General features: G+C 51.7%; 21 protein-coding genes. 10 read left to right on the forward strand and 11 right to left on the reverse strand.

All coding sequences use genetic code 11. The features are described 5' to 3' along the window. Positions 1–102: 102 nt before the first annotated feature. Both FH603_RS03440 and FH603_RS03445 read right to left on the reverse strand, forming a co-directional pair. Entirely contained in the window at positions 103–3,378 is a 3,276-nt protein-coding gene (locus FH603_RS03440; RefSeq protein ID WP_186736058.1) for a PVC-type heme-binding CxxCH protein, read from the reverse strand. Positions 3,379–3,428: 50 nt separating this feature from the next. Continuing rightward, a complete protein-coding gene (locus tag FH603_RS03445) occupies positions 3,429–4,283 on the reverse strand; it encodes a sugar phosphate isomerase/epimerase family protein (protein ID WP_186736059.1) in 855 nt (284 codons plus the stop codon). Positions 4,284–4,502: 219 nt separating this feature from the next. Here FH603_RS03445 and FH603_RS03450 point away from each other — a divergent pair, with 219 nt between their 5' ends. From FH603_RS03450 to FH603_RS03485, 8 genes are all read left to right on the forward strand, one after another. Next, positions 4,503–5,063: an RNA polymerase sigma factor gene (locus tag FH603_RS03450; RefSeq protein WP_186736060.1), complete on the forward strand. Its 561-nt coding sequence runs from the start codon at positions 4,503–4,505 to the stop codon at positions 5,061–5,063. Next, positions 5,056–6,699 (forward strand): hypothetical protein, encoded by a 1,644-nt coding sequence (locus FH603_RS03455; RefSeq protein WP_186736061.1) that lies wholly within the window; start codon positions 5,056–5,058, stop codon positions 6,697–6,699. The genes FH603_RS03450 and FH603_RS03455 overlap by 8 nt, the downstream gene beginning before the upstream one ends. Before the next feature lie 12 nt (positions 6,700–6,711). Beyond that, the gene (locus FH603_RS03460; protein ID WP_186736062.1) at positions 6,712–7,191 is read left to right on the forward strand and encodes a hypothetical protein; all 480 of its coding nucleotides are present in this window, start codon (positions 6,712–6,714) and stop codon (positions 7,189–7,191) included. Between the two features lie 119 nt (positions 7,192–7,310). After that, positions 7,311–8,567, forward strand: a complete 1,257-nt coding sequence (locus tag FH603_RS03465) for a serpin family protein (protein WP_425326519.1) — start codon at positions 7,311–7,313, stop codon at positions 8,565–8,567. After that, on the forward strand, positions 8,564–9,004 hold the full coding sequence (locus tag FH603_RS03470) for an META domain-containing protein (protein WP_186736063.1): 441 nt from the start codon (positions 8,564–8,566) through the stop codon (positions 9,002–9,004). Before FH603_RS03465 ends, FH603_RS03470 begins: the two co-directional genes overlap by 4 nt. A gap of 227 nt (positions 9,005–9,231) precedes the next feature. Beyond that, entirely contained in the window at positions 9,232–10,530 is a 1,299-nt protein-coding gene (locus FH603_RS03475) for an LVIVD repeat-containing protein (RefSeq protein WP_186736064.1), read from the forward strand. Between the two features lie 12 nt (positions 10,531–10,542). Then, positions 10,543–11,151: a hypothetical protein gene (locus FH603_RS03480; protein ID WP_186736065.1), complete on the forward strand. Its 609-nt coding sequence runs from the start codon at positions 10,543–10,545 to the stop codon at positions 11,149–11,151. A 378-nt stretch (positions 11,152–11,529) separates the two neighbouring features. Then, positions 11,530–11,724, forward strand: coding sequence for a hypothetical protein (locus FH603_RS03485; protein WP_186736066.1), 195 nt, complete (start codon positions 11,530–11,532; stop codon positions 11,722–11,724). Positions 11,725–11,795: 71 nt separating this feature from the next. Here FH603_RS03485 and typA read toward each other — a convergent pair whose 3' ends face one another. Both typA and FH603_RS03495 read right to left on the reverse strand, forming a co-directional pair. Beyond that, positions 11,796–13,610 (reverse strand): translational GTPase TypA, encoded by a 1,815-nt coding sequence (gene typA, locus FH603_RS03490; RefSeq protein WP_186736067.1) that lies wholly within the window; start codon positions 13,608–13,610, stop codon positions 11,796–11,798. Positions 13,611–13,807: 197 nt separating this feature from the next. After that, the gene (locus FH603_RS03495; protein ID WP_186736068.1) at positions 13,808–14,014 is read right to left on the reverse strand and encodes a hypothetical protein; all 207 of its coding nucleotides are present in this window, start codon (positions 14,012–14,014) and stop codon (positions 13,808–13,810) included. Between the two features lie 76 nt (positions 14,015–14,090). On the opposite strand from FH603_RS03495, the gene FH603_RS03500 reads away from it, so the two are divergent. Next, positions 14,091–14,507 carry a gamma-glutamylcyclotransferase family protein gene (locus FH603_RS03500; protein WP_186736069.1) on the forward strand — a complete coding sequence of 139 codons (417 nt, stop codon included), beginning with the start codon at positions 14,091–14,093 and terminating at the stop codon, positions 14,505–14,507. Between the two features lie 96 nt (positions 14,508–14,603). On the opposite strand, the gene FH603_RS03505 is transcribed toward FH603_RS03500, so the two are convergent. The 3 genes from FH603_RS03505 to FH603_RS03515 all read right to left on the reverse strand — a co-directional run bounded on the left by FH603_RS03505 (position 14,604) and on the right by FH603_RS03515 (position 17,379). After that, positions 14,604–14,939, reverse strand: coding sequence for a hypothetical protein (locus tag FH603_RS03505; protein WP_186736070.1), 336 nt, complete (start codon positions 14,937–14,939; stop codon positions 14,604–14,606). A 166-nt stretch (positions 14,940–15,105) separates the two neighbouring features. Beyond that, positions 15,106–15,963 carry a dienelactone hydrolase family protein gene (locus FH603_RS03510; RefSeq protein ID WP_186736071.1) on the reverse strand — a complete coding sequence of 286 codons (858 nt, stop codon included), beginning with the start codon at positions 15,961–15,963 and terminating at the stop codon, positions 15,106–15,108. Between the two features lie 135 nt (positions 15,964–16,098). Further along, the gene (locus FH603_RS03515; protein ID WP_186736072.1) at positions 16,099–17,379 is read right to left on the reverse strand and encodes a metallophosphoesterase; all 1,281 of its coding nucleotides are present in this window, start codon (positions 17,377–17,379) and stop codon (positions 16,099–16,101) included. A gap of 157 nt (positions 17,380–17,536) precedes the next feature. On the opposite strand from FH603_RS03515, the gene FH603_RS03520 reads away from it, so the two are divergent. Further along, entirely contained in the window at positions 17,537–18,331 is a 795-nt protein-coding gene (locus FH603_RS03520) for a carbohydrate-binding family 9-like protein (RefSeq protein WP_186736073.1), read from the forward strand. Between the two features lie 90 nt (positions 18,332–18,421). On the opposite strand, the gene FH603_RS03525 is transcribed toward FH603_RS03520, so the two are convergent. The 4 genes from FH603_RS03525 to FH603_RS03540 form a co-directional block, all read right to left on the reverse strand. Beyond that, entirely contained in the window at positions 18,422–21,865 is a 3,444-nt protein-coding gene (locus tag FH603_RS03525; protein ID WP_186736074.1) for an efflux RND transporter permease subunit, read from the reverse strand. 93 nt (positions 21,866–21,958) lie between these two features. After that, positions 21,959–23,089, reverse strand: a complete 1,131-nt coding sequence (locus tag FH603_RS03530) for an efflux RND transporter periplasmic adaptor subunit (protein ID WP_186736075.1) — start codon at positions 23,087–23,089, stop codon at positions 21,959–21,961. Between the two features lie 99 nt (positions 23,090–23,188). Next, positions 23,189–24,589, reverse strand: a complete 1,401-nt coding sequence (locus FH603_RS03535; protein WP_186736076.1) for a TolC family protein — start codon at positions 24,587–24,589, stop codon at positions 23,189–23,191. Continuing rightward, positions 24,531–25,190: a TetR/AcrR family transcriptional regulator gene (locus tag FH603_RS03540; RefSeq protein WP_186736077.1), complete on the reverse strand. Its 660-nt coding sequence runs from the start codon at positions 25,188–25,190 to the stop codon at positions 24,531–24,533. Before FH603_RS03540 ends, FH603_RS03535 begins: the two co-directional genes overlap by 59 nt. Positions 25,191–25,277 lie beyond the last annotated feature (87 nt).

Here is a 25,277-nt window from a genome sequence, read left to right on the forward strand (position 1 = left end):
ATGATCCAAAAAAAGGGTGAAGGGTTTAATGAACAGACATTCCTATTCATTAAACCCTTCACCCATTCTACATGCCTAACCCGCTTACAACCTGCCTGCTACCTACTGCTTCAGCAAAAACGCTGTCAAATCAGCTATTTGTTGGGGTTTGAGACCCATCGACTCAGGGCGGGGCATAAGACTGTTTTTGAACTGACGGCGTGATGACACGCTGGCTGTCGGGATTGTATGCTTCTGTCCCGTTACCCCTTTGATAACGACCGACTGTTCGCCATCACTCACCAGAAAACCGTAGTAAGTCTGCCCGGTTTTGGTAGTAACCAGCCACGGCTCGTAACCAAACGCAATACCCGCACTGGGATTCAGAATAGCGTCGAGCAGGGCGTTTTTGTCGAGTTTTTGGTGGATCTGCGTTAGCTCCGGCCCAACGTCGTTGCCGAGTTGCTTGTGGCGATGGCAAGAGGCACACGTGGTTTTGAACACCGCCTGGCCCGTTCGTTCGTCACCCGTCAGCGAAGCGATCTGGTCGAGTACCAACCCGGCCCGGCCACTGGTGACCGAAGCGGCTGGCGCGGGTGTCGGCGATACAACCGGGCTTTCTTTGGTCTCTTTCATAATAGCCTCTTTTTTTACCGGTTCCGCTTTCGTTGTTTCGGCTTTGGCAATCACCTTCCTGGGCGATTCAGGTTTAGGCATCTCAACGGGAGCCGTTTCTGCTCTGGTGACCTCCACCCGGACGGGTTCGGTACGCACAGGTTCAGAACGTACTTGTTCGGCAACGACCGGCTCAACGGCTTTCTTCGGGCTAAAATATTCTCTTGACATCGTCCGTACGGTCTGGTCCGGATTTTTCAACATCGTTGACGACACCGCCTTCATGAGCACATCCGATAATTTACCTTCGGCCGCTAACCCTACCAGTATTTTTCCTCCTTCGGGGTCGCGGGCCATTTCGAGCGCGGTCCGGCGCTTTTCTGTATCTGACTTGTACTCATCTAGCAGCACCTGCCGCCTGGCCAGCATTTTCTGCTCACTGGCCGATACTTTCGTTGGCATCAGCTCATCCCAGTTCAGCAGTTTAGCCCAATCGTTACCGCGCCGAAAGCCCGTCCAGTAATTTGCCTGATCGGCAATGTCTTTATCGGGCGATTTGGTCAGGTCAACCATAGCCTGAGCGGCAGCGCGGCTCTTGATGAATCCCAGCGTTACAATCGCCTGTTTACGGGCGTCGGCCGAAAGTTGTTGGGCGTCGGCTCGTTTTTTCAGCAATTCAACGGCCGAGGGCGGGTGTAGCTCCCAGATCAGATTAGCCGTTTTCTGATCCCACACAACCGGATCGGCGGGGAGTGTCGGGCGGAGGTCATCGAACAGGGCTTCTTCTTTCCCATCGGCAGCCTGACCGAGGGCGGTCAGGTAGTAGCGATCCTGCCCGTCGTAGCGTTTGATCAGATTCAGCAGCATGAAACGGCACTCGGCATAGGGCACATCGCGCAGCGCAATAGCCACGTCCCGGCGGACGGCCGCACTGGGGTCGTTGGCAAGATTACCCAGCAACGGCATCAGCGCTTTCTGCGAAGCGGTCAACGATGGAATCGCTTTTGAATTTTCGGGGGTTATACTTCGCAGCGCCCGTAGCGCTACCAGCCGTGTCGACGCATCAGCTGCTTTCAGTAAACGCTCTACCTCAAACTGCCCTTCGGCCCCTAAATGGGCGAGCAGATAGATGGCCCGCGCCCTATGGTACGGATTTGTCGATGTCAGCAACGCCATAACGGGTTCGACGGCCTCTTCGCCCCGCTCCTTCAGCCCCTCGAAACCCAGCATCCGTACGTTAACAGCCGGGTTGAGCAGGGCCGCAATCTGACCATCGATGGTGCGTAAATCAATCCTGGGCGAACGCAGTTTCTTTCCTTTGGGCGTAATCCGGTAGATGCGTCCATAGCCTTCTTTATCCTGCATCTGATGGCCGCCCACCACGGGATCATACCAGTCGGCGATGTACAGCGCGCCATCGGTACCCACCGTAATATCGCTTGGCCGAAACCATTTGCGGGTGTCCGTTGCTACATCGTCCCATTTGTAATTTTCGCTGACTTGCGGGAAGGTACTGATCAGATCGGTGCGTGGCATCCGGTACCCCGCTCCCCATGACTCCGGTTTGTACGAAAAGATCACATTCCGGCCAGCCTCGGCGCTGAGCACTATGCCCCGGTACTGGGGGCCCAGCTGATCGCCTTCGTACACGACCATACCCGTAGGAGAACCGGCTCCCGAGATATCGCCTACGGGCATTACGCCGGGATCTTCCTGATGCCAGTGGGCCACGGGGATGGACTGTCCGGGGCGCTGGTCGCCCTGCCAGTAGCGGGTTCCATCGTTGCTGAAATACCCTGCGTTACCGCCTTCCATAAGCCAGCTCGTGCGGCAGGCTACTACCTGATCGTCGTTGTCGTTCTGCCACATGTTGCCATAGGAGTCCAGCGCCGTTTCGTAATTGTTGCGGAAGTTATGGCCCATGACTTTCAGGTTGGACCCGTCGGGGTTGATCCTCAGGGCCATACCGCCCACCCATACCCGCCCATCGTCGCTCACCTGATTGCCGTGGTTGATTTTGTTGTAGGGCGTTCCTCCCACATACAGACTTCCGGAGCGGAGTGTCCAGCCGTCGCGGTCGGTAACAACATGCGGTCCGGCATTACCCGTGTTGAAATAGTATTTGCCGTCGGGCCCGGCCACAACGGCATGTAGCGCATGATCGTGGTCCAGCCCGCCAAAGCCTGTTAGCATAACCTCTTTCTTATCGGGCTTGTCATCGCCGTTTTCGTCGGTATACACCACGATATTGGGCGAACAGGAGACAATGACCTTATTGCCAATGACAGCAATGCCCAGGGGCGATACCAGGTCAGGATCGGTAACGAACACTTTGCTCGCATCGGCTTTTCCGTCTCCATTGGTATCCTCGAGGATCATGACCCGCTCGCCTTCCGGATGGTTGAGCCGGTTGCGGGACCCATCCGATCCGGGACTATCCGGTCTCGAACCATCCGGTCCGGGCTTGTTATTGAATTTGCGATAGTTGACCGCTTCCGTAATCCAGACCCGCCCTTTGGCGTCAATGTCCATATTGGTCGGATTGTAGAACATAGGCGCTTCAGCCCAAAGCGTAGCTTCGAGGTCATCGGGCAGGTAGAGCGTCTGGCCCGAATCCCGGCCCATTGCGCCCAGATGCTGCGGATGAAGACCGTTTGTGCCGGCGGGTTCGTAGCTGGTTGACGGTTTCGTTGACACCGAAACGGTTTGTCCGGCCAGATACAGCAAACCGGCCGTTGTCAGAAACAGGGGCAGTCTATTGAAAGCAGTTAGTGTTGTCTTCATACATACACGTTCATCCAACCATTCACAAAACCGGATGAGCAATAAATAATTTACACAAACAGCGACCGTACGGTCCTGTTGTTAGCGATGTAACTTTCCAGCATGGGTTTCCCAGCAGGTACGGCCCCTTCTATATGAATCCAGCCGGTATACCCAATGTCATCAAGGGCTTCTTTTACCTGGTTCAGATCGACGTTTCCCTGGCCCAGCAGGTGACCGTTCTCTTTCAGATGAAACTCACAGATACGGTTTTTGCCCAGTAATCGAATCTCGCGGGCAATGTCGTATCCCATTACCGACGCATTACAGACATCGTAGTATACCTGTACGGCGGGTGAGCCGACGGCATCCAGGATGGCCAGGTGCGCCGGTGCCGACAACCAGGATTCGATGCCCAGCACCACGCCAGCCCGTTCGGCTTTAGGGGCCACAGCCTTTAACCGGTCGATAACGATTTGTGTGCCTATTTTGTCATCGCGAAGGTCGTTCTTTGAGAAAAAAGCCAGCAGAACTGTTCGTACGCCCAACGCGTTGGCTACATCGACACTGTCCTGCACCCATTGCTCCGTGCGTGGATCGGATTTGTACGGAATTTCGTTCAGTAGACCGATGGCCAGGCCACCAATGGCCACCCCCGATGCCCTGGCGGACTCTATGACTATTTTCTGCACGTCCTTCTGACGCAAATGTTCGTGGTTGGTTTTCGTGTTCAGGCTTACCTGCACACCATCCAGTCCGATTTGCTTTGCTACGGAAAACGCGTTAACATCACCGGCCGGACCAATGGACCAGTCGCAGGCACCGACCCGGAACCGGCTGCCGGCTATTTCCCGCGGCAGGGCAGGACAGGCAAGCGCCGTTAAACCGGCCCCTAGTGAATAGCGAAGTGCGTCACGACGGTTCATACGAAACATCTATCGAAGAGTTTACCAAATATACATGAATCGACAGTAAGGCGTTAAAATCTAACCAGTATGTACTGTCCATTAAACTGGTACTTATCTTTTTTCGCATTTTTCTACACAGGTACCAGGCTGATTATCTTTAAAAAGGGCGCATAATTTTTTTTTACCCCATTCCAACTATCCTTACCCAAACAGGGTCTTCAGTTTGTCAACGTTGGTATGCAGGATGAATACGCATTAGTCGAAGGGTGCCGTCGGCAAGACCGGATTGTGCAGCGACAGCTCTATGAGCGGTTTGCCGGGAAGCTCTTTGTCGTTTGTAAACGGTATGTCAAAGACCCCGACGAAGCCGAGGATGTGCTACAGGACGCGTTTGTGAAGGTCTTTCGGCATATCGATACATTTCGGTTCGAGTGTCCGCTGGAAGCCTGGCTCAAACGCATCGTGATCAATACGGCATTGAAGCACATTCGGAAAGAGAAACCCTGGGAACATGCGGTTGATGTGCAGGAGCTGGCTCCTGTTCTGCCGCAGGCCGATACGAGCCTGCCTGCACTGAATTATCAATACCTGCTCCAGCTGATCCAGGAACTGCCACCCGGGTGCCGGGCGGTGTTCAACCTCTATGCCATTGAGGGCTACAACCATCCGGAAATTGCCGAACTACTCGATATAGCAGAAGGAACCTCCAAATCGCAGTATGCCCGGGCGCGTGGTTTGCTGCAGCAGAAGTTACAACGTGAACAACGATATGGCTTACCGCCTGTGAGAAATGAGTGAATTTGAACAAAATATACCGGACGATTTTTGGCGGAAAGCTTTTGAAGAAGCCGCCGAAACGCCCCCGCTCCGCGTGTGGGATGCTGTTGAGCGCCGGTTAGACGAATCCGAAAGCACCAAAATCCTGCCGCTCTGGGGTGCAGGTATGGTAGCGTCGCGGTCGGTCGTCTGGGGTTCCGGCCTGGCAGCGGCCATCGCACTGCTGCTGGTTGGCTGGTGGGTACTACAACCCGCTTCGACCGAAAAAGCCATGCCCCTGGCTCAGCATACAGCGCCTGACCAGGCCAATCGTGTTGCTTCGGCCAGTCCAAAAGAAGCGCCCGTGACCAGCTTACGTAAACCGATGGACAGCCAGCCGCCGGTAGCGGGTCGGCCAGCGCCCGGCACCCTTGCATTTACCCCAAAAAATCGATCCGCTACAGCCAGTCATACAGTTCAACCCACCCGCCAGCGCCCTTATGACGCGCCAGTAGCCTCCGTACAGACAACGGCTCGACCAGACGATTTTGAAGACAGCCGGATTGGTGCCGCAACCAAACCGGTCGATGAACAGCCAACTGCCAACAGGCAATCAGGCCGGGTAGCACTGCAAAAGCCAGCCCCTTCAGCAGAGGTACCATCCAGCAACCGCGTGACTTTTGTTTCCGAAACCCAAACACCGGCAACCGTTCAGCAGGCGACTATGGTGAGCGAATCGGCTTTGTCTTTCGATCCGCTCCATAAACGGGAACTCCGGCTGCGAGCACCGGCTGTGATCCAGCGTATTGTGTGGTTCCGCCCCTGGGAACCAGCGACACAACCGGATGCCGTTCAACCAAAGCGGGAAACACGCGAGGTCTGGGCATCGGTCAGTATGATGCCGGGCGCTTTCGATCCGTCGGTAGGTATACAAACGGCGCAGACATCCTTTAGTAGGGTGAATACCTTGAGTAACAGCAGTGCCAGTCAGTCGACGGTCAATAGCCGGGCCAATTTCTCCGTAGCCTACCAGGCAGGGGCCGGTTTGCAGCTGACCGAACGCTGGTCGGTTGAGTCGGGTGTTGGGTATCTGGCTGGCCGATCGACGGTCGACAGCCCGGTACAGGCCCTGGCGTTTGGTATTCAGTCATCCGGTATACTTCCTGCGACTGCGGGGAAGGGGTCTAATCTGTACGTAGATGCACTGCGGATCAATGTCGTCAACAATGCATCAGCGGCCGGCAACAATTTGGTTGCCAACTTCGATAATTCGGGAGCCTCGAACCGGTACTCGCTTCAGAACAGTTATAACCCCCAGGAGCGGCAGTCGCTTTCCAACAATTACCAGTTTGTTCAGGTACCCGTTCAGGTAGGGTATCAGCTACGCCCGCGTAAACGGCTCGGTCTGGCCCTGATCGGCGGATTCCTGTCCAACATTTTCGTGCGCAATACCGTTGGCGACGAACTGGTCATTACGTCGAAAGACGGTGTTTATCGCCCGGTGTCGTGGGCGGCTACCATGGGTGCCCGGTTCAGATATCGGCCATCGCGCCAATGGTCGGCCTCACTGGCAGGCGTTTATCAGCCATCGCTGGGGTTGGGAACCCGGCCGGAATCGACCGTGCAGAGTCGCCCAACATCAACCGGTATGAGTTTTGGTATTGACTATCACTTTTAGATGTATCCAGCTATGAAACTCTTCATCCTTACCTGCCTGGTTACACTGATGCTGGGTCGATGTACAGAAACCAACATTGCCTCTTCGGCGGAGAATGCCACATCCGATCCGCTTACCATTCGTACCGGCACGTCGTTCGGCATGTGTGTGGGTTACTGCCAGCACGATTATGTAGTCAATGGAACGACGGTTACGCTGACCCAGAACGGCACCCGTACTCAGGCATCATCACCTACCAAAACCTGCCAGACAACGCTTACTTCGGCCGACTGGGATGCGCTGAAAGCACTGGTTAACATTGACTCGTTCAGCAGCCAGCCCGAAACAATTGGGTGTCCAGACTGCGCCGATGGCGGAGCCGAATACGTCGAACTGGCCATGGGCGACCGTAAACACCGGGTTACCTTCAGCTATAACAAAACGATTCCGGGGTCTGAAGCACTGGTTGATGCATTGCGGAAAAGACGGGAAGCGTTTCCTGCCTGTCCATAACAGGTCGCTATCCTGTTAGTAATGATTTTTTTGCCGACAATCCGGCTGTTCATGTCTACCGGTAGCAACCGGTTCTGTTTAAAATTGCCAATTAAGTCTATCCTCAAATCCGTAGTTGTATGATGAAAACGAGCTTATTTTCTGCGATGACGCTGGCGATGACCAGCTTTTTGGTAACGGCCGTCAGCTGCCAGACGTCCAGCGTAAATCCCGGCCCTGCCAATACAGTGCCGACAGGGGAACTACGCGTATCAGCGCCTTTTGTCGATCAAACCAGCCAGTTCGCGTTCGATCTCGCGAAACGGGTAGCGAAGGCAGGGGGGGAGAGCGAGAACCTGTTCATCTCGCCCTTAAGCCTGCATATGGCGCTGGGTATGATTTTAAACGGGGCCAGTGCCCAGACCGCACAGGAGATTCAAAAAACGCTGAACCTCGACGCGCAAACACTGGCCGAAGCCAACCAGACTTACCAGAATCTGATGGTGAACCTGCCCGCCGTTGATCCGAAGGTGACGCTCCAGCTGGCAAATTCGGTCTGGTACCGCAACACCTTCGAGGTGGCTACCACATTTCAGGATGTGCTGAAGCAAACGTTCAAAGCCAACGTGTCGGCGCAGGATTTTAATGACCCGGCTACTGTTGGAAAAATAAACAGCTGGGCCAGCGAGAAAACCAATGGTAAAATCCCTAAAGTACTCGACGCTATCCAGCCCGACAATGTACTGTTCTTACTGAATGCGCTGTATTTCAAAGGAGACTGGAAAACGCAGTTCAAGCCCGAGAGTACGATCGATTCGCCGTTCAGACTGGTAACGGGTGCGGAGAAGACGGTGCGGATGATGCGGCTCGAAACCGAGATGCGCCGGGCGTTTCGGCCCACGTTTACAGCCTTCGAACTGCCTTACGGCGCGGATAACAGCAAGTTTGCGATGACAGTGCTGCTACCTGCCGAGAACACCACAGCCACTGCCGTAATGAACAGCCTGACCGGTGCCGACTGGAGCCAGTTACAGAAAGATATGACCGTTAGTAAGGTCGATATTGGCCTGCCCAAGTTCACCCTGAACTACGCGGTCAAACTGAACAGCATACTGAGCGATATGGGCATGCCGACGGCCTTCACAGATCGGGCTGATTTCACAAAAATGAACCCGAAGGGGAATCTTCTGCTGAGTTTTGTGAAACAGAATACGTTTGTGGCTGTTGACGAGAAAGGCACCGAAGCGGCTGCGGTCACAACAGGGGGTTTTTCAACGACGTCGTATAAGGAGCCAACGCTCTGCAACCGCCCCTTTGTGTTTGTGATTCATGAGAAAACGTCAGGCACGGTGCTGTTCGTAGGCAAGATTGCCGATCCAACAAAAACCAATTCATGAAGCAAGCAATCCTAGCCGCTTTTGTCATCCTGTCATTGGCTCAGTGCAATCAGGAGAAACGGGAAGTGGCCCCAAGCGTAGCCAAACTGGCTGGTACCTGGCAACTGCTTGGCCCAGACTCTACCTACGCGACTACGTTGGTATTTGCGCTGGATACGGCCAATCCACCCAATGATATCATCCATTTCAGTGCAGCCGGGAAAGCCGCCGTAAACACATACAACGGCTTCCTGTCGGCAGCGGTTGACGGGCTGATGATTTTCACGAGTGTGGGCAGCACCAAGATAGCGGGGCCGCCCGCAGCCATGCAGTTCGAGCAACTGTATTTAGCCAGCCTGCGCGAAGTTGTCCGTTTTGAACTGCCAACCGACAGCCAGTTGAGGCTGCTCCACGGCGGAGAAAAACCGGGAATATTGGTGTACAAACGCGTGCAGTGAGCCAACCGATTTGATGTTTGCCGACCTCTGCCAACGCGCGATCAGCAGAAAAGCCAGCCTTTGTGCTGACGTAACGCAGGTACACCAACGACACTAATTTATAACTTTTGTGTAAGACCAACATTGCCCGGCCGTAGTCAAGACAGCCGGGCAATTTTATTTTCAACCGGTTACAACCCTTTTGGAACAGACAAGATCATTGCGGTATCTATCAACGCATACAGTCTATGAAACTATCTGTTTACCTGCTCTTTATGGTCTCCCTGTCAGGCATGACCGGTTGTACTGACACGTGTAAGGAAACCCGCACGTTTCGACGTTATTCGCCCGTATCGTTCACTACGGCTCAGGTTCGGCAGGCCCGCGTAGAGAGCGGACGCCCCCTGATCAAGCCCGGCAAAATTTATACGAAAGACGGGTACCTGTTTATCAACGAGCTGAAAGAAGGAATCCATATCATCGATAATCGGAACCCAACGGCTCCCAAAACAGTCGCTTTTCTGCGGATTCCCGGCAACGGGGATATAGCGATCCGGGACAATGTTCTGTATGCCGACAGCTATATGGACCTGCTGGCGTTCGACATCAGCAACCTGAGCAACATTCGGGTGGTGAAACGGGTGGAAGCTGTATTTCAGAACGGCATATTCGAAGGTGCCTACTGGGCCTATAATGCCCAAAGCGGAATCATTTCCGACCAGACAGTCGATTACGTGACTGAAACCGTAGAGACCGACTGTGAAGAAGATGTAACGCCAAGAAACGGCTGGTTCTGGAACCGGGGCTTCGTTACCAGTCAATTCGCCAGCGCCGATGTGAGTCAGACCAACACAACCAACGGCGTAGCGGGGTCAATGGCCCGGTTTGCCCTGTATGATAAGTATCTCTATACGATCAACAGTGCCGAGATGCAGTTATTCGATATTAAGAATCCCGCCAATCCGGAAGTAGGCAACAAGATCCAGATGGGGTGGGGTATTGAAACCATTTTCCCCTATAAAGACAAGCTGTTTATCGGGTCGCAGACGGGTATGTACATTTACGACAATGTCAATCCTGAGAAACCCGTACAATTATCCGTTTTCCAGCACGCCCGGGTTTGCGATCCGGTGGTGGTTCATGACAACACGGCTTATGTGACCCTGCGATCGGGTACCGTCTGTCAGGGATTTACCAACCAGTTGGACGTGATCGATATCACCAGCCTGACCAGCCCCCGTTTGCTAAGAAGTTTCCCTATGAAAAACCCCCACGGGTTAGGCGTTGATTTTCCCAATCTGTTCGTGTGTGAGGGCGCTTATGGCCTTAAATCGTTCGACGCCCGTGATCCCCAGAACATCGATCGGAACCTGCTCCAGCACCTTGAGGGGATGAATGCTTATGACGTGATACCATTAGGCACCGTAAACGCGACTAAGGTACTGCTGATGATTGGCAAGGATGGGTTTTACCAGTATGATTACCAGAACCCGCGTCAACTGCGTTTGCTGAGCAAAATACCGGTCAGCCGTCCGACTTACTACTAATCAGCAACGTGTATGAAGCCATTCATTACTGGTTTTCTTTTTCTGATGGGGTGGGGGATACCCGTCATATCCGCAGTGGCTCAGATCGATATACCCCGGCGGCCGTTTGTTAATTACACGGAGTTTGGCGGCTTATTCGGCCGGGTAAGTTACCAGGCCAACACAGGAGTCATCAGCGAGTCGGTAGACAATAAGCTGAGTCTGACGGCCCAAACGTTCAACGGTGTGCAGCTTACCAGACAGTTAGCAGTGGGCGGAGTCGTAGGTATCGACTGGTACAGGGCGGCTCTGTTAATGCCGGTTGGAGCGGGAATCCGTTTCGACTTTGTCAGACATCCCCGCAAAAACGTTCGTCTGTTCGGCATGGCCGATGCGGGTTATTCGCTGGCCTGGCTGCATCGGGGATCAACAGGCTACGAAACGAAGGGGGGGTGGATGATGAACCCGGGTTTGGGTCTGCGCGTTGGCCGACCCCTGAGTTCAGGCTCAGCGTTTATTATGACAGTTAGTTACAAGCGGCAGGAAGCTACCGTGAGCAAACCAATAGCGGGCAATGATATCAGCCGTCATGAATCCCGAGTGTATAACAGGCTGGCCCTGCGCTTCGGCCTGACATTTTGATTGAACGAAACACAACAATTTATGCAACTCATAGTTACATATCTAGCTTTAAAACCACCATGAGCATTAGTATAACCGCTCCTTACGCTGCCATACCTCAGAATTACCTCTATCGTGCGCCGTTTAGACACGAGAACAAGGTATCTAAACTGGCTGCTTCTGGCAAGATCGAAGCCGTATAATAAGGAATCGAAGGCATATGGCCTTGTAACCGTCTATTAAACGTTGGTTAATATGAGTGGAATGCTTTTTGATATACGAAAGCACTGCCAGCACTGAAGCCATCGAATGGGGTTCAGGAGTTGCCAAACGTATACGATAGACCTGTTTTTTTATCCAAAGCAATCTTTAAAATAGCAAAGTGTACAAATCAACGATATGAAAAAGGCAATTACAGCTGTTATTGGTATAATTCTCTTTGTGGCAGCCTATCAGGTTACGCGCCGTCAAGCAGAGTACATTACGGCTCAGTCAACCATCACCACCACCCCTGCCTATGTAGCCCAACCGGCTCCAAGCTTGTCGGCCAGTGCGAAAAACTCCCTCGCCTTCCGGTTCATAAAACCATCCTGACATAAAAATGCCCAACCAATTGACTGGTTGGGCATTTTCTATATTAACGAAAGACGCTACTGTCTGTCAGGCTACGCCAAAGCGAATTTGCTTTGATTGCGTTTGCGCTCGTTCTCGTCGAGATAGATCTTGCGAATCCGCATTGACTTCGGCGTTACTTCCAGGTATTCATCTTTCTGGATATATTCCATCGACTCTTCAAGCGAGAAGGCGATCTTCGGCGCAATTTTAACGTTGGTGTCCGAACCCGATGCCCGCATGTTCGTCAACTGCTTGGCCGTTTGTACGTTCACAACGATATCGTTCTGACGGTTGTGCTCACCAATTACCTGACCCGTGTAAATCTCTTCACCGGGCTCCACGAAGAATGAACCCCGATCCTGGAGTTTATCGATCGAATAGGCAGTAGCTGAACCACTGGTCATCGAGATAAGCGAACCGTTGATCCGCTCAGGAATCTGGCCTTTATATGGCTGGTATTCTTTGAACCGGTGCGACATAACGGCTTCACCGAACGTAGACGTCAGTACGTTTGAACGCAACCCGATCAACCCGCGCGATGGAATTTCAAACTCAAGGTGCTGAAGGTCTCCCTTTGGCTCCATGATCAGCAATTCACCTTTGCGCTGCGTAGCCAGCTCAATTACTTTACCAGCTGTTTCTTCCGGTACGTCGACCACGAGCGTTTCTATTGGCTCCAGTCTATGACCGTTTTCGTCTTCTTTAAACAACACCTGAGGCTGACCAACCTGTAGTTCGTAGCCTTCGCGACGCATGGTTTCGATCAAAACCGACAAGTGAAGGATACCCCGGCCGTAAACCAGGAAGCGGTCTTCGCTGTCGGTATTTTCAACGCGCAGGGCCAGGTTTTTCTCGATCTCCTTGTAAAGACGGTCACGCAGGTGACGCGACGTTACAAACTTGCCTTCCTTACCAAAGAATGGCGAGTTGTTGATCGTGAAGAGCATGTTCATCGTTGGCTCGTCGACTGAGATCCGCTCCAGTGCTTCGGGGAATTCAGCGTCGGTGAGTGTATCACCAATCTCAAACTCTTCAAGTCCTGTTACAGCACAGATATCACCGCAGGGAACTTCCGTGGCTTTCAGTTTGCCAAGACCTTCGAACGTTTGCAGTTCTTTGATCTTTACTTTTTTGATCGAACCATCCGATTTTACAAGGGCCATGTTGGCACCTTCTTTCAACGTACCCCGGTGTACCCGACCAATAGCGATCCGGCCGACGAAGGCCGAATAGTCGAGTGACGTGATCTGCATCTGAGGCAGCCCTTCATTCATAGCCGCTGGCTGAATATGCTCAACGATCGTATCGAGAAGGTAAGTAATGTTATCGGTCGGATTTTTCCAGTCCGGTCCCATCCAGCCCTGCTTCGAAGAACCGTAGACAGTTGGAAAATCGAGCTGATCTTCGGTAGCACCCAGGTTGAACATCAGGTCGAATACCTGCTCGTGTACCTCGTCGGGCCGGCAGTTTTCTTTGTCGACCTTGTTCACGATCACGATTGGCTTCAGACCAAGCTGAAGGGCTTTCCCCAACACGAAACGTGTTTGCGGCATAGCCCCTTCAAAGGCATCGACCAATAGACAAACGCCATCGGCCATTTTCAAAACACGCTCTACTTCACCGCCAAAGTCACTGTGACCCGGTGTATCGATGATGTTGATTTTAATGTCTTTGTACCGCACCGATACGTTCTTCGAAGTAATGGTAATACCCCGTTCCCGTTCCAGGTCGTTGTTGTCCAAAATCAGGTCGCCGAATTCCTGATTGTCCCGAAAGAGTTTGGACGCGTGAATAATCTTATCAACCAGGGTCGTTTTGCCGTGGTCAACGTGGGCAATAATGGCTATATTTCTGATGGATTGCATACGAATTGAATCGGTAATAACCTCTGGTTGTTAAGTGATTGATTCAGATTGTAACAGCCAGAGTCTGTTACGGCCGTGTTTCAGCCCGCAAAGGTACGAAATTTTACGTTGAAACACAGAATTTTACAAGTAATAATCACAAAAAAGGCCCCCGTAAGGACCTGATTCTGATATAAATACAATTTGTTAACAATAGCTTAATGGTTCGGGCAACCACAAGGGTTTTTCTTGCGAAAAAGACCGGTATTGAACAGACCGCCACGCCTGGCCTTATACCCTTTGCGCTTACGGCCAATAGCCGTCGTTTCGCTGGTTTCTATTTTGGCAGCAGCCATCGTCTCCAGCGGTAACTCAACAACGAAGAGCGATGCGGCAATCATCAAAATTACTTTTGTCTTTTTCATAACGTCAACCCGTTTTATCAGTAACGATAAATTGACGGAGTTAGTCACAGAAATGACAAGGATTTTTTCTACCGGGATGGACCAAGGCCCTGATTACCTGCTTGTATATGGCACCCTCCGCGCTTCTTTCACGAACGAGGCTGCCCGGTTCCTGCATCAGCGCAGTCGCTACATAGGCGAAGTAAGCTTCCCGGGTTCATTATTCAATCTGGGCACATACCCCGGCGCTATTTACCAGCCAGACAGCCCCAATCGTGTAGTAGGAACGGTTTACGCCATCGGCCATCATAAGTCGGTGGTCCTGGCCTTTCTGGACGAATATGAGGGCATAGGGCCTGGGTATGCGTTGCCTCATGAATACATTCGGGTGATTGTCCCGGTAGATTTCCAGTCTACACGAATCGATTGCTGGGTGTACCTCTACAATCATTCGACAGAAGACAAACGGGTGATTATCGGCGGGGACTACACGGCCTACACCACGATCCGTTGAGCCGGCGATCCCGAACTAACCCGTTCTAGCATTAGATGGGTCAACGCGGCTGGCGTTGACCCATCTAATGGTTTAATCTATCCGTTCGCTACGCGCTTACCTGGGTCCACGCGACCGGCCATTTCCAGGGCCATTGCTGCGGTAACCTCCGTTGTCATAACGACCGGAACGGGCATTAGGCGTGTAAGAAGGGTTACTTCTGTAACGGGCACGAGGAGCCACGTAGGTTCTGCGCTGCACGATAACGGGCGGACGGCGATAGGCCGGCCGGTAGCCGTAGTTATAATAAGGGCGAGCCCCGTAATAACCCGGTCCGTAACCGTATCCATAGCTGGGAGCCGTACCAACTCCAACGTAGGATGGACCACAACTTGTGAGCAACACGACCAGCAAACCAGCCGTCAGAAGGGGCATTAGTTTTATCGTTTTCATCGTCAAGTTCGTTTAATTATCAACCGTTTAGTAATTAGACTAACCGGCTGAATAAAGGTTTAAGCCTGTCCTAAATAACATCGCCCACGGCTGTTTAGTGCCGTGGGCGATGCCTGACCTTTGATCGAAGCTGCCCGTATCCCGATGGGTACCGACAGACAGGAAATTAAGCGTTCAGTTTATCTTTCAGGTAGCTGAGTGACCGTTTGTAGGCGTCGGCTGCGGCTTCCTTGTTATAAACCGGGTTGCTCGGGTTAGCAAAACCATGACCGGCATCATACATTTTCACCGTTACTTTCTCACCCGCTTTCTGCATGTTCTCTTCAAACGTTTTCACCGACTCAGGCGAGATGCCTTTGTCCTGCGATCCGAAGAAGCCCAGCACGTCGGTCTCCAGCGATTTCAGTTTCTCTACATCCTGCTCAGGACGGCCATAGTACATTACACAACCTTTGGCTTTTTTGCCTTCCAGCATGGCCGACTTCAGCGACAGCATGCCGCCAAAGCACCAGCCTACGCTGGCAAACTCGGCTTTAGGACCGGCATAAGCAATAGCCCCTTTCATGATCTCTTCAAGCCGCTTTTGATCGGCGCCCTGCATGAGTTTACCCGCTTCGGCAGGTTCGGTAGCCACTTTACCGTCATACATGTCCACAGCCAGCACGTTCACGTCTTTCAGGTCATTATAATAGGTTTCCGCTTCTTTCTTGATATTGTCGTTCAGGCCCCACCATTCCTGATAGACCAGTAGCCATTTATCCGATGGTTTTTTCGATTTTAGCAAAAACCCGCTTGCCGATTTCCCATCGGCCGTTGGAAACTTGACCATATCGCCAGCACCCTTGTAGGTAAACGGCAACGGAGCCAGGTGCAGTTGCTGAAAGGCTGGATCAGCGGCCATTGCCGACATGTCGTTGCCAACGGCATTGTGGCAGACAGGAATGCTGGTGTCTACCGGTTTTGGCGAAAGCCACGAGGACAGCGACATAAAGAAGGAAAGACCGGTAATAAAAATGATTTTCATGTGTGTTTGGTAGTTGTCTTGATTAGCATAAATGTAAGCGCAATAACATATACGATTTGTAAACGCCGTGTTTGTGAAACAGATCAGTAGTCCGTTCTGTCGTAACTTCTTGTTCGCCTTCGTGTTTTAAAAATACTACGCTTTCACTAGTTCGAAGAGCGTGATCTCCGGCAGTATGCCTACACGACCCGGATACCCAATGTATCCGTAGCCCCGGTTGACGTATAAACGCTGGCTTCCATTCTCATACAGGCCTGCCCATTGCTTGTAAAAATACTGCGCCGGACTCCACTGTAACCCGCCAATATCAACGCCAAATTGCGCCCCGTGGGTGTGGCCGCTGAATTGAACGTCGATGTCCGGGAATTTAGGCCGAACTTCGGCATCCCAGTGCGTGGGATCATGGGAAAGGAGCAATTTAACGGGGTATTCTTCGGTGCCTCGGTAGGCTTTGGCAAGGTTACCCGCCCGTAGCGCTGCCGGCCCGAAGCCAAGATTCTGGACGCCGATCAGCGCAATTTTGTCGCCGTTCTGTTCCAGTATCTTATTCTCATCCATCATGATGTTCCAGCCCATCTGTTTGTGAGCCGCAACCACATTGAGCACGTTCTGGCGTTCGGCCTGGGCGCTTGGCCACTGTACGTACTTCCCATAATCGTGGTTGCCGAGCGTCGAGTATACGCCCAGTGGCGCTTTCACCTTATCGAATATATCGATATAGGAATTGACTTCTTCGGCATGGCTATTAACCAGATCGCCAGTAAAAAACACGACATCCGGCTTTTGTTTCATCAGTAGTTCAACACCCCCACGAACGGCGGTTTTGTTGAAAAAGCTGCCGGAGTGAATGTCGGATATCTGCGCGATAGTCATTCCGTTGAAACCGGAGGGCAGATTTTTCAAAGGCAGCCGAATACGCCGAACGCGGTAATCATGTGCCCCTGAAATGATACCCCAGGAAAAACCAACCAAAGGAACGGCACTGGCAACCAGAGCCGCTTTCATCAAAAACTCAGATCGCGGAATGAGGTCCGAAGCAGGCATAACAGGCGTCGTATTGTCTACGACAGCCTCACGCAGCTCGGGTTTATAGAACAGCGATACGATCCATCGAAAAAACCGGCCAATGTCATCGATCAGAATAATGAGTACCGCAAAGAATTTGGAGAAATAGGGGATAACGATGCCCGCCAGCATGAACGTCCGCGTTTGGCGGCTTATGGAATCGGGGGGCAACAACTGCATCACAATGTAGAGTAGCAGCGCCAGCACCGTAAAGCTCCAGTAAACAATGGCAATAATACGCTGGGTACTTTCGCTGGCCGACCGGCTGAGGGTCTTTATAGCCTGAAAAACATACGCGTCGATCAATAGTAAAAGCGCCGGTATGATGAATAAAAACGCAGTGCGGTTCATAAAAAACAGATGCAGATTTAGATTTGTAACACGGGCAAAAATGGCAGGTCTAACAGGAGCTGTTGCTAAGGATACTAACACACGACGCACAAAGTTTAATTTACGCAACATGCCAGACCGGTATAGCGACCAGAATCACCAAAAAATGGCAGTTAGTATGCAACCGTATCACGCTCAAAAAATTACGAGTACCATCAGTGTCGACGGCGACCTGACCAAAGAGGTATGGCAACAGGCTACTTGGAGCCATCGGTTTGTGGACATGGTAACAGGCGCACCGGGCCTTTACGGCACCGAGGCCGCCATTTTATGGAGCGACACCCACCTTTACGTCGCCTTCCGGGCCGAAGAGCCTTACGTAGAAGCGGCCCTAACCGAACGAGATTCCATTATTTTTCTGGAAAATGACCTGGAGCTGTTCATCGATGGGGGCGACTGTTACTACGAACTGGAAGTGAATGCCCTGAACACAGTGTATGAAGTATTTTTCATCTGGAAAGATGCGTACCAGAAAGGCAGCCGGTTCGATGCACCACCGTTCGATGTATACCACCCGCAGGCGTTGACCTTCGGGGGAAATGACGACCGAAGCAGTTCCTCTTTCTGGTATGGTACGCACCCACGCGGCCTTCGCTGGGCATTTCTAAACTATGATATGCCGGGTTTGGAAACAGCCGTTCATATCGATGGTACACTGAATGACCACACGGATGTCGACCGGGGCTGGAACCTTGAAATTGCCATTCCCTGGACCAGCCTGAGCTGGTTAGCCAACGGCCGTCAACTTCCACCGCAACCCGGCGACCAGTGGCGGATGTTCCTGGGACGGTTTCAGAAGTTGACTATGTCCGGCATGGAGATTGAGCCGCACCCCGCCATGGTCATGACACCCCACGGCGTTTACGATACCCATCGACCAGATAAATGGAGCGAGGTGAAATTTATTGAGTGAATGAGCGAATGAGTGATTGAGTGAATAGCTGACGCAAAACCTATTCACTCATTCACTCATTCAAAACTCAATCATTGAAAACAGTGCCCCTTATACCAATTCCTCTTCTGGCTGTTTCTCCCGGCGCATCTCAAGCGCCGGATCTTTCTTGCCAAACCACTTCATCCGAACCCGCTCGTTGATCCAGTACAAACAAGGCACGATTACCAGTGTCAGTACGGTAGAGAAGGTCAGACCGTAGATGATGGTCCAGGCCAGAATATTCCAGAATACCGACGAATCGCCACCGACGACCACGTGTGGGTCAAAGTCGCGGAACAAACCAACGAAATCGACCGTCAGGCCAAACGCCAGCGGGATCAGACCAAGCACCGCAGCCGATGCGGTCAGTAATACCGGTGTCAGTCGGATACCGCCCCCTTCAATGATGGCTTCGCGAAGAGGAACACCCCGACCCCGCAACTCTTCAATAAATTCAATGAGCAGGATACCGTTCTTCACCACAATCCCCGCCAGAGCGATGATCCCCACGCCCGACATAATGACCGAGAATGATTTACCAGTAATGACGAAGCCCAGGAACACCCCGATCAGCGACAGCAGGATGGTAACGAAGATGATCAGCGGCTTCACAACCGAGTTGAACTGGGTAGCCAGAATCAGGTAGATCAGCAGAATAGCAATGCCAAAAGCGGAGATCAGGAATGTCATCGACTCCTGCTGGTCTTCCTGCTCACCACCCATTTTGATGGTATAGCCATTCGGTACCTCTATATCATTTACTACTTGCTGAATCTGGGCTACGATCTGGTTGGCATTGAAACCCGGAACTACGTCGGAATTCAAGGTAACAAGGCGTTCCTGATTTTTGCGGTTGATCTGACTGAATGTCGTCGAGTAGCTGATATTGGCCACCGACGTAATGGGCACCTGCCGAAGCTGGCCACCCGTTGACATATCACGATATACCACGTTGAGGCTCAACAGGCGGTCGATCTGGCTGCGATCGTCTGGTTTCAGACGGACCATGATCGGATATTCGTCCTTCGCATCCCGGAATCGTGACACCTCCGTACCAAACAAAGCGGTCCGGATAGCCAGCGCCACCTGTCCTGATGAGATGCCTTCACGCTCGGCCTTATCCCGGTCGATGTTGATAACAATCTCGGGTTTGTTCGTGATCAGGTCCGACTTCAACTGGTCGATTCCCTGAATACCGGCCTGGCTGATACGCTGCCGAAGTTGCTTCTCGATATTCTGGAGCTGACCAAAATCTTCACCGGCAATTTCGATGGCGATCGGCTTACCCGTTGGTGGGCCGTTGCTTTCACGTTCTACAGAGATCTCACTGCCCGGAAGACCGTTCATGGCCACGCGAACTTTAGACAACAGCGAATCGGTAGAAATTCCTTTGCGTTCCTCATTACCCTTGAATGCTACCGTAACCTTCGATTTTTGGGGCGTTGCCGACCGGTCCGGGTTAGTTGGATCGCCGGCGTTCTTACCAACGTTAGAGATTACCGAGTTGACAATGTCTGTCGCGTCATTCTCCTGTAGCACCTTGAATACGCGTTTCTCGATGACCTTCGTTACCGAGTCCGTTACGCGGGCGTCGGTGCCAACCGGCATTACGTTATAGACATAGATGTAATCCGGCTCTCCGCTGGGGAAGAATAACACCTTAGGTTTTGCAATACCAACGATCACGAACGTCACGATCAGCAGGGCAAACGCAGCCACTACGGCAAATACCGGCCGATACCCGGTCAGTATCCACGAAATCAGCCGACGGTAGCCACTTTTCAAGCCTGGCAACAACCGAACCTGAAAGGGAACGATCAGTTTTGGCGTCAGCACGTAGTGATTGAAGACATACAGGATCAGAAACAATACGAACAGGTTTCCAATACCCCGGTCGATCACATACCCGATACCCGACAGAACGGCCAGAATGATAACAGCCCGTTTGATTTCGTCGAATCCAGGCTTTGCATCCTTGCTGTGATCGTCTTCGTGCCGCTTCATAAACGTTACGGCAAAAACAGGGTTAATGACGTAGGCCACAAAGAGCGACGCAAACAGGGTCAGAATGAGCGTCAGGGGCAGAAACTTCATAAACTCGCCCACAATACCCGGCCAGAACAGCAGCGGAAAGAAAGGCGCAATAGTTGTTAATGTACCCGAAAATACCGGCGCAAATACTTCCCCGGCAGCCGCTTTCACCGACTGTTTGATATCCCAGTCTTTGTTTTCATTGAAGAGCCGGTGGGAGTTCTCGATCACCACAATGGCATCATCGACTACCAGCCCTAACCCCAGCAGGAAGGCAAACAGAACGATGGTGTTCAGCGTGAACGCTGTACCCACGGCTGGCCCCAGGATGGGCATCATCACAAAAGCGACCAGCGCCGACAGTGGTACCGATAGCCCCACAAAAATGGCATCACGAACACCCATGAAAAACATCAGCACCAGTACCACAAAGATGAAACCCAGCACAACTGTATTGATCAGGTCATTGACGTTCTCGCGGGTCCGCTCCGACTGGTCGGCGGTCACTTTAATATCCAGTCCCTGCGGGAATCGGCTTTCCTTGTACTCGTCAATCGTCTTTTCAATGTTGTCGGCCGCCGAGATCAGGTTCGAGCCAGCGCGTTTGATCACGTTGAGCGTTACAACCGACTTGTTGTCCAGCCGGGCAAAGTCCTGCTGCTCTTCAAAGCTGTCCTGCACCTCAGCCACATCACCGAGCCGAACCGTTGCGCCCGTTGCGGTACGGATCTGCAGGTTTTGAATCTGCACGACGTCCGTAAATTCTCCTTTTACGCGCACCGTCCGCCGAACACCGTCGACGTTCAGGTCACCACCCGACACGTTTACGTTTTCACCCTGAACAGCCTGCTGAATATCAGTGAAGGCCAGACCGGCCGACTGCATCTTCGCCAGGTCGACGTTGATCTGAATTTCGCGTTCCAGCGCCCCAACGATATCGACACGCCGGATTTCGGGCATGCTCTCGATAGCATCCTGCAAATCTTCGGCATACTCCTTCAGTTGTTTGAGCGAGAAGTTACCCGCCATGTTGATGTTCATGATCGGAAACTCCGAGAAGTTGACGTCCTGCGCCGTTGGGCCGGCATCGAGTTTCTGCGGCAGATCAGGCTTTGCTTTGTCGATAGCGTCCCGAACGCGCTGTAACGCTTCGGCCGTTTGCACGTCGGGGTTGAACTCGACGAGAATAACCGAAACATCCTGCAAGGCATTCGATTTGATGCGCTTGACGCCCGAAATAGACTTCAGCTGCTTCTCGATCTGCTTATTGATCGTATTTTCAATATCGGCCGGGGCCGTGCCCACATATACTGTGTTAATGTACACCTGCGGGATTTTGATATCCGGGAACTGCTCTTTGGGCAGATTATTATAGACGAATAAGCCGCCAAGTGTAATCAGGAAGGTGAAGATGTAAATCGCCGTCCGGTTTTCGACGCACCAGTTGGTAAAGCCGAGGGTTTTATATTGTTCAAATTTCATAGAAAAAGTAGTTAGTTGATGAGCCCGGGGAGCAGAAGCCGGTACGTTGGTACGTCACCCACTTAGCCATACACAGACTGACCAACAGATTGACTAGAAACTGATTGGTTGCCCGTCTACTAAATCCTGGTACCCGGCGGTGACGATCTGATCACCTGCCTGCAAGCCTTCTGTTATTGTAATCTTGCCACCGTACGACGGACCCGTTTTCACCGGCCGCGCCTTTGCTACTTTCCGATTGCCTTCTGTAACGGCTATATAGACCAGCTGGCCGTTCTCGGTGCTCTGGATCAGGTTCTGATTGATCGTGATGGCGTTGGCCTTCGTTTCATCGTTGATCTTGATGCGTGCCAGCATGTTTGGCTTCAGCGCATTATCCGATGGGAGAGGGGCCTCGATGGTGAACGTACGGCTTAGCGGGTCTACCGTAGTGGAGACGAACGAAATCCGGGAGTTCATTTCCCGGCTCAGGTCTGGAAACTCGATCATCACCGCGTCGCCCTTACGAACGCTACCCGCATACGAGTCGGCCACTTTAGCCACCACTTTCAGCTGCGACAGATTCACGATCCGAACCAGCCCGATACCCGGCGCGGCCGACTGCCCAACCTTTACGATCACCTGATCGACTACGCCCGAAATGGGAGCCGTTACCGTAGACTGGTTCAGCTGCACATTGAGCGTAGACAGTCGGCGTTCCAATGATTCCTTGTTATTCTTGGCCTGCAGGTACTGGATTTCCGTTCCAATCTGCTGATTCCAGAGCGCAGCCTGTTTTTCGTAAACAGTGTTGGCCAGCGATAACTGTGTTTTGATCTCGCCCAGCGACTCCCGCAGGATTTGATCATCAACCTTCGCAATCGGCTGTCCGGCCCGAACGTTGTCCCCTTCTTTCACGTACACCGCCGTAACGACACCGCCTGACTTGGGCGACACCTGTACGTTGTTCTTCGCATCGATGGTACCCTGTAACTCGACAAAGTGCCGGAACGTACTCGCCGATACGGGCGATACCGTCACGTCCTTCACCCGAGCTTCCTCGGTCTTTTTGGGGTCCAGTTTGGTGACGTCGGCTTCGATCGCCTTGATCTTCGTCGTCAGCTCAACCTGTTCTGCTTTCAGGGTGGCCAGTTCCTCGCGTTTACTTTGCAGGTCGTTCTTCTTCTCTGCTGAGCAAGCCATTAGCAGACTGGTCATCAGGGCAATAGCGTAGTAAGCTTTCATAGTTTTTGTGTGATGCGTAGTGAGAGACGGAACGTTGCGGCTGTTGATGGCTATCTTCTATGCCTGCTCGTTACTCCATCTGTCTTGTTCAGTAAAAATTTATTGTCCGATGTACAGTTTACCCGTTGCTTTATCAAGATCAACCTTGGCAATCATAAAGTCGAGTAATGATGAAAAATAGTTGGTCTGTGCTTCCCGGGATGATGATTCAGCATTTAGCACTTCAATGTTTGACCCAACACCCTCTTTGTATTTTATGCGTGTGACCCGCAAAATTTCCTGCGCCAGATCAAGATTACGCTTTTGGGTACGTAAGGTTTGTAGACTATTTTGAATCGTTATCTGCGACTGTCGAACCTGCAAATCGATCGAATTTTTTAGCAGATTACTTCCCAGACGTGCTTTTTCCAGCGCGATCTTTTTCTGCTGAGCAGCATACTTCTTTTGAAAACCATCAAAAACGGGTATCTGTACCTGTAAGTTGATAGCCATCGAGTTGAACCATTGAGTGGAGAACAGATCAATCAGGTTGTTACGTCCGTTGTTGTGACCGTAAGCTGCCGACGCTAATACCCGCGGAAAATACAGCTTGCCGATGCTCTGATAGTCCAGGTCAGCTAATCTTATCTGACTTTGAAGGGCGGAGAACTCGATACGCTGTGTGTAGTCAATCTCTGACGCAAACGCAACCGTTTTTTCCAGCTCATCTACGCTTAAATCCTGTATTTTATCGGTCAGAACCATGGGATCATTAATCCCCAAACCCATTTGAAATTTGAGCAGGTAGTAACTCAAGCCAATTAAGTTCTGCACATTCTGCCGTTCGGACTTCAGGTTGTTTGCTTGAACCTCCAGCCGATCCACATCAATTTTTTCCACAAAACCCTGCTTGTTGAGCGCCTGCGTTTCTTTGTACAGTGAGTCGATACGACTGATGTTGTAGTCGAGTAACTTTATTCGCTCTTCACTCACCAGCACATTGTAGTAAGCCTTTGTTACTTGCTCAGCTACATTTGTTTTCGAAACGACAACGTTCTTTTGACTCAACTCCCGCAATGTGGATGCGGCTTTCAAACCAATTTTATAAGAAGCGTCATAGAGCAACTGATTGACAGTCGCCTGGACGCTTCCTTGAAAATTTACGCCAAATGGGATAGCCGTCACACCTGCATTTTCTGGCTGAGTACCGCTACCGGCCGTTGTTGATGTAGGTCCTCCGAAACCACCAGCGGGTAGGATGAACCGCTGGATAATTGCGTTGTACGTTAACTGGCTAGCGATACTGACTTGTGGTAGTGCATTAGACTTCACTTCTCGTATTCGAGCCTCAGAACTCGTAGCATCCAGACGAGAGGTTTGTACATTGATATTCTCTCTCGTAGCAAACTGGACAGCTTCTTGTAAGGTAAAGCCTTGTGGATTCTGCGCCAGCAGCCCCGCATTACTCAGCAGTGCGAGTAGCCAGATCAGCGTCGTTCGCCTGGTAAATAGTATTCTCATGATTGTGTTGATTAACATACAGATTGTAAACGGTGAAGCCTTGTTCCGTGAGCATCCCGCGCACGAAATGATGAATTAGCTCGCGCTGGGTGTCGAGCATCGAATATTGGTCTGTTGGAAAGAAATCATTGTTGAAGGCAAGCTCAATTTGCTCGATTCGCATACGGGCCAATATGGCCGGATTTATGTCGGGACGGTATACGCCCTGCGAAACCCCTTTTTGTATATTTTCAAGAATAGATTTCATTAGATGCTGATCCATGTGGGTCCGAAACAGCGCATAGGCGTGTGGGTAGTGCCGCTTGATATCCATGATCAGATTTGGACTTACCGCGTGCTGGTTCTTGCGCATCATCTCCATCACCATCATTATTTCCTCGATTGGATTTGCCGTTTCAACAGCCATACAATCCATCTGAGAGACATCTGTTTCCACTTTGCCCTGAATGATCTGGTATAAGATTCCCTCTTTATCCGTAAAATGCTGATAAATTGTCTTCTTGGAAATGCCTAATTTCCGGGCAATGTCTTCCATCGTTACCGACCGAACACCATATTTCCAGAACAACTGTTCAGCCGCCGTCAGAATCCGCTCCTTCATTATAAGTTTTGTACTTTATGTAGGATAAACCACGGAAACTTTACAAAGGTTCTTAGTTTCCTGGACACGATTTCATTTAAAATGATG

Source organism: Spirosoma utsteinense (genome assembly GCF_014282275.1).
Taxonomy (GTDB): Bacteria; Bacteroidota; Bacteroidia; order Cytophagales; family Spirosomataceae; genus Spirosoma; species Spirosoma utsteinense.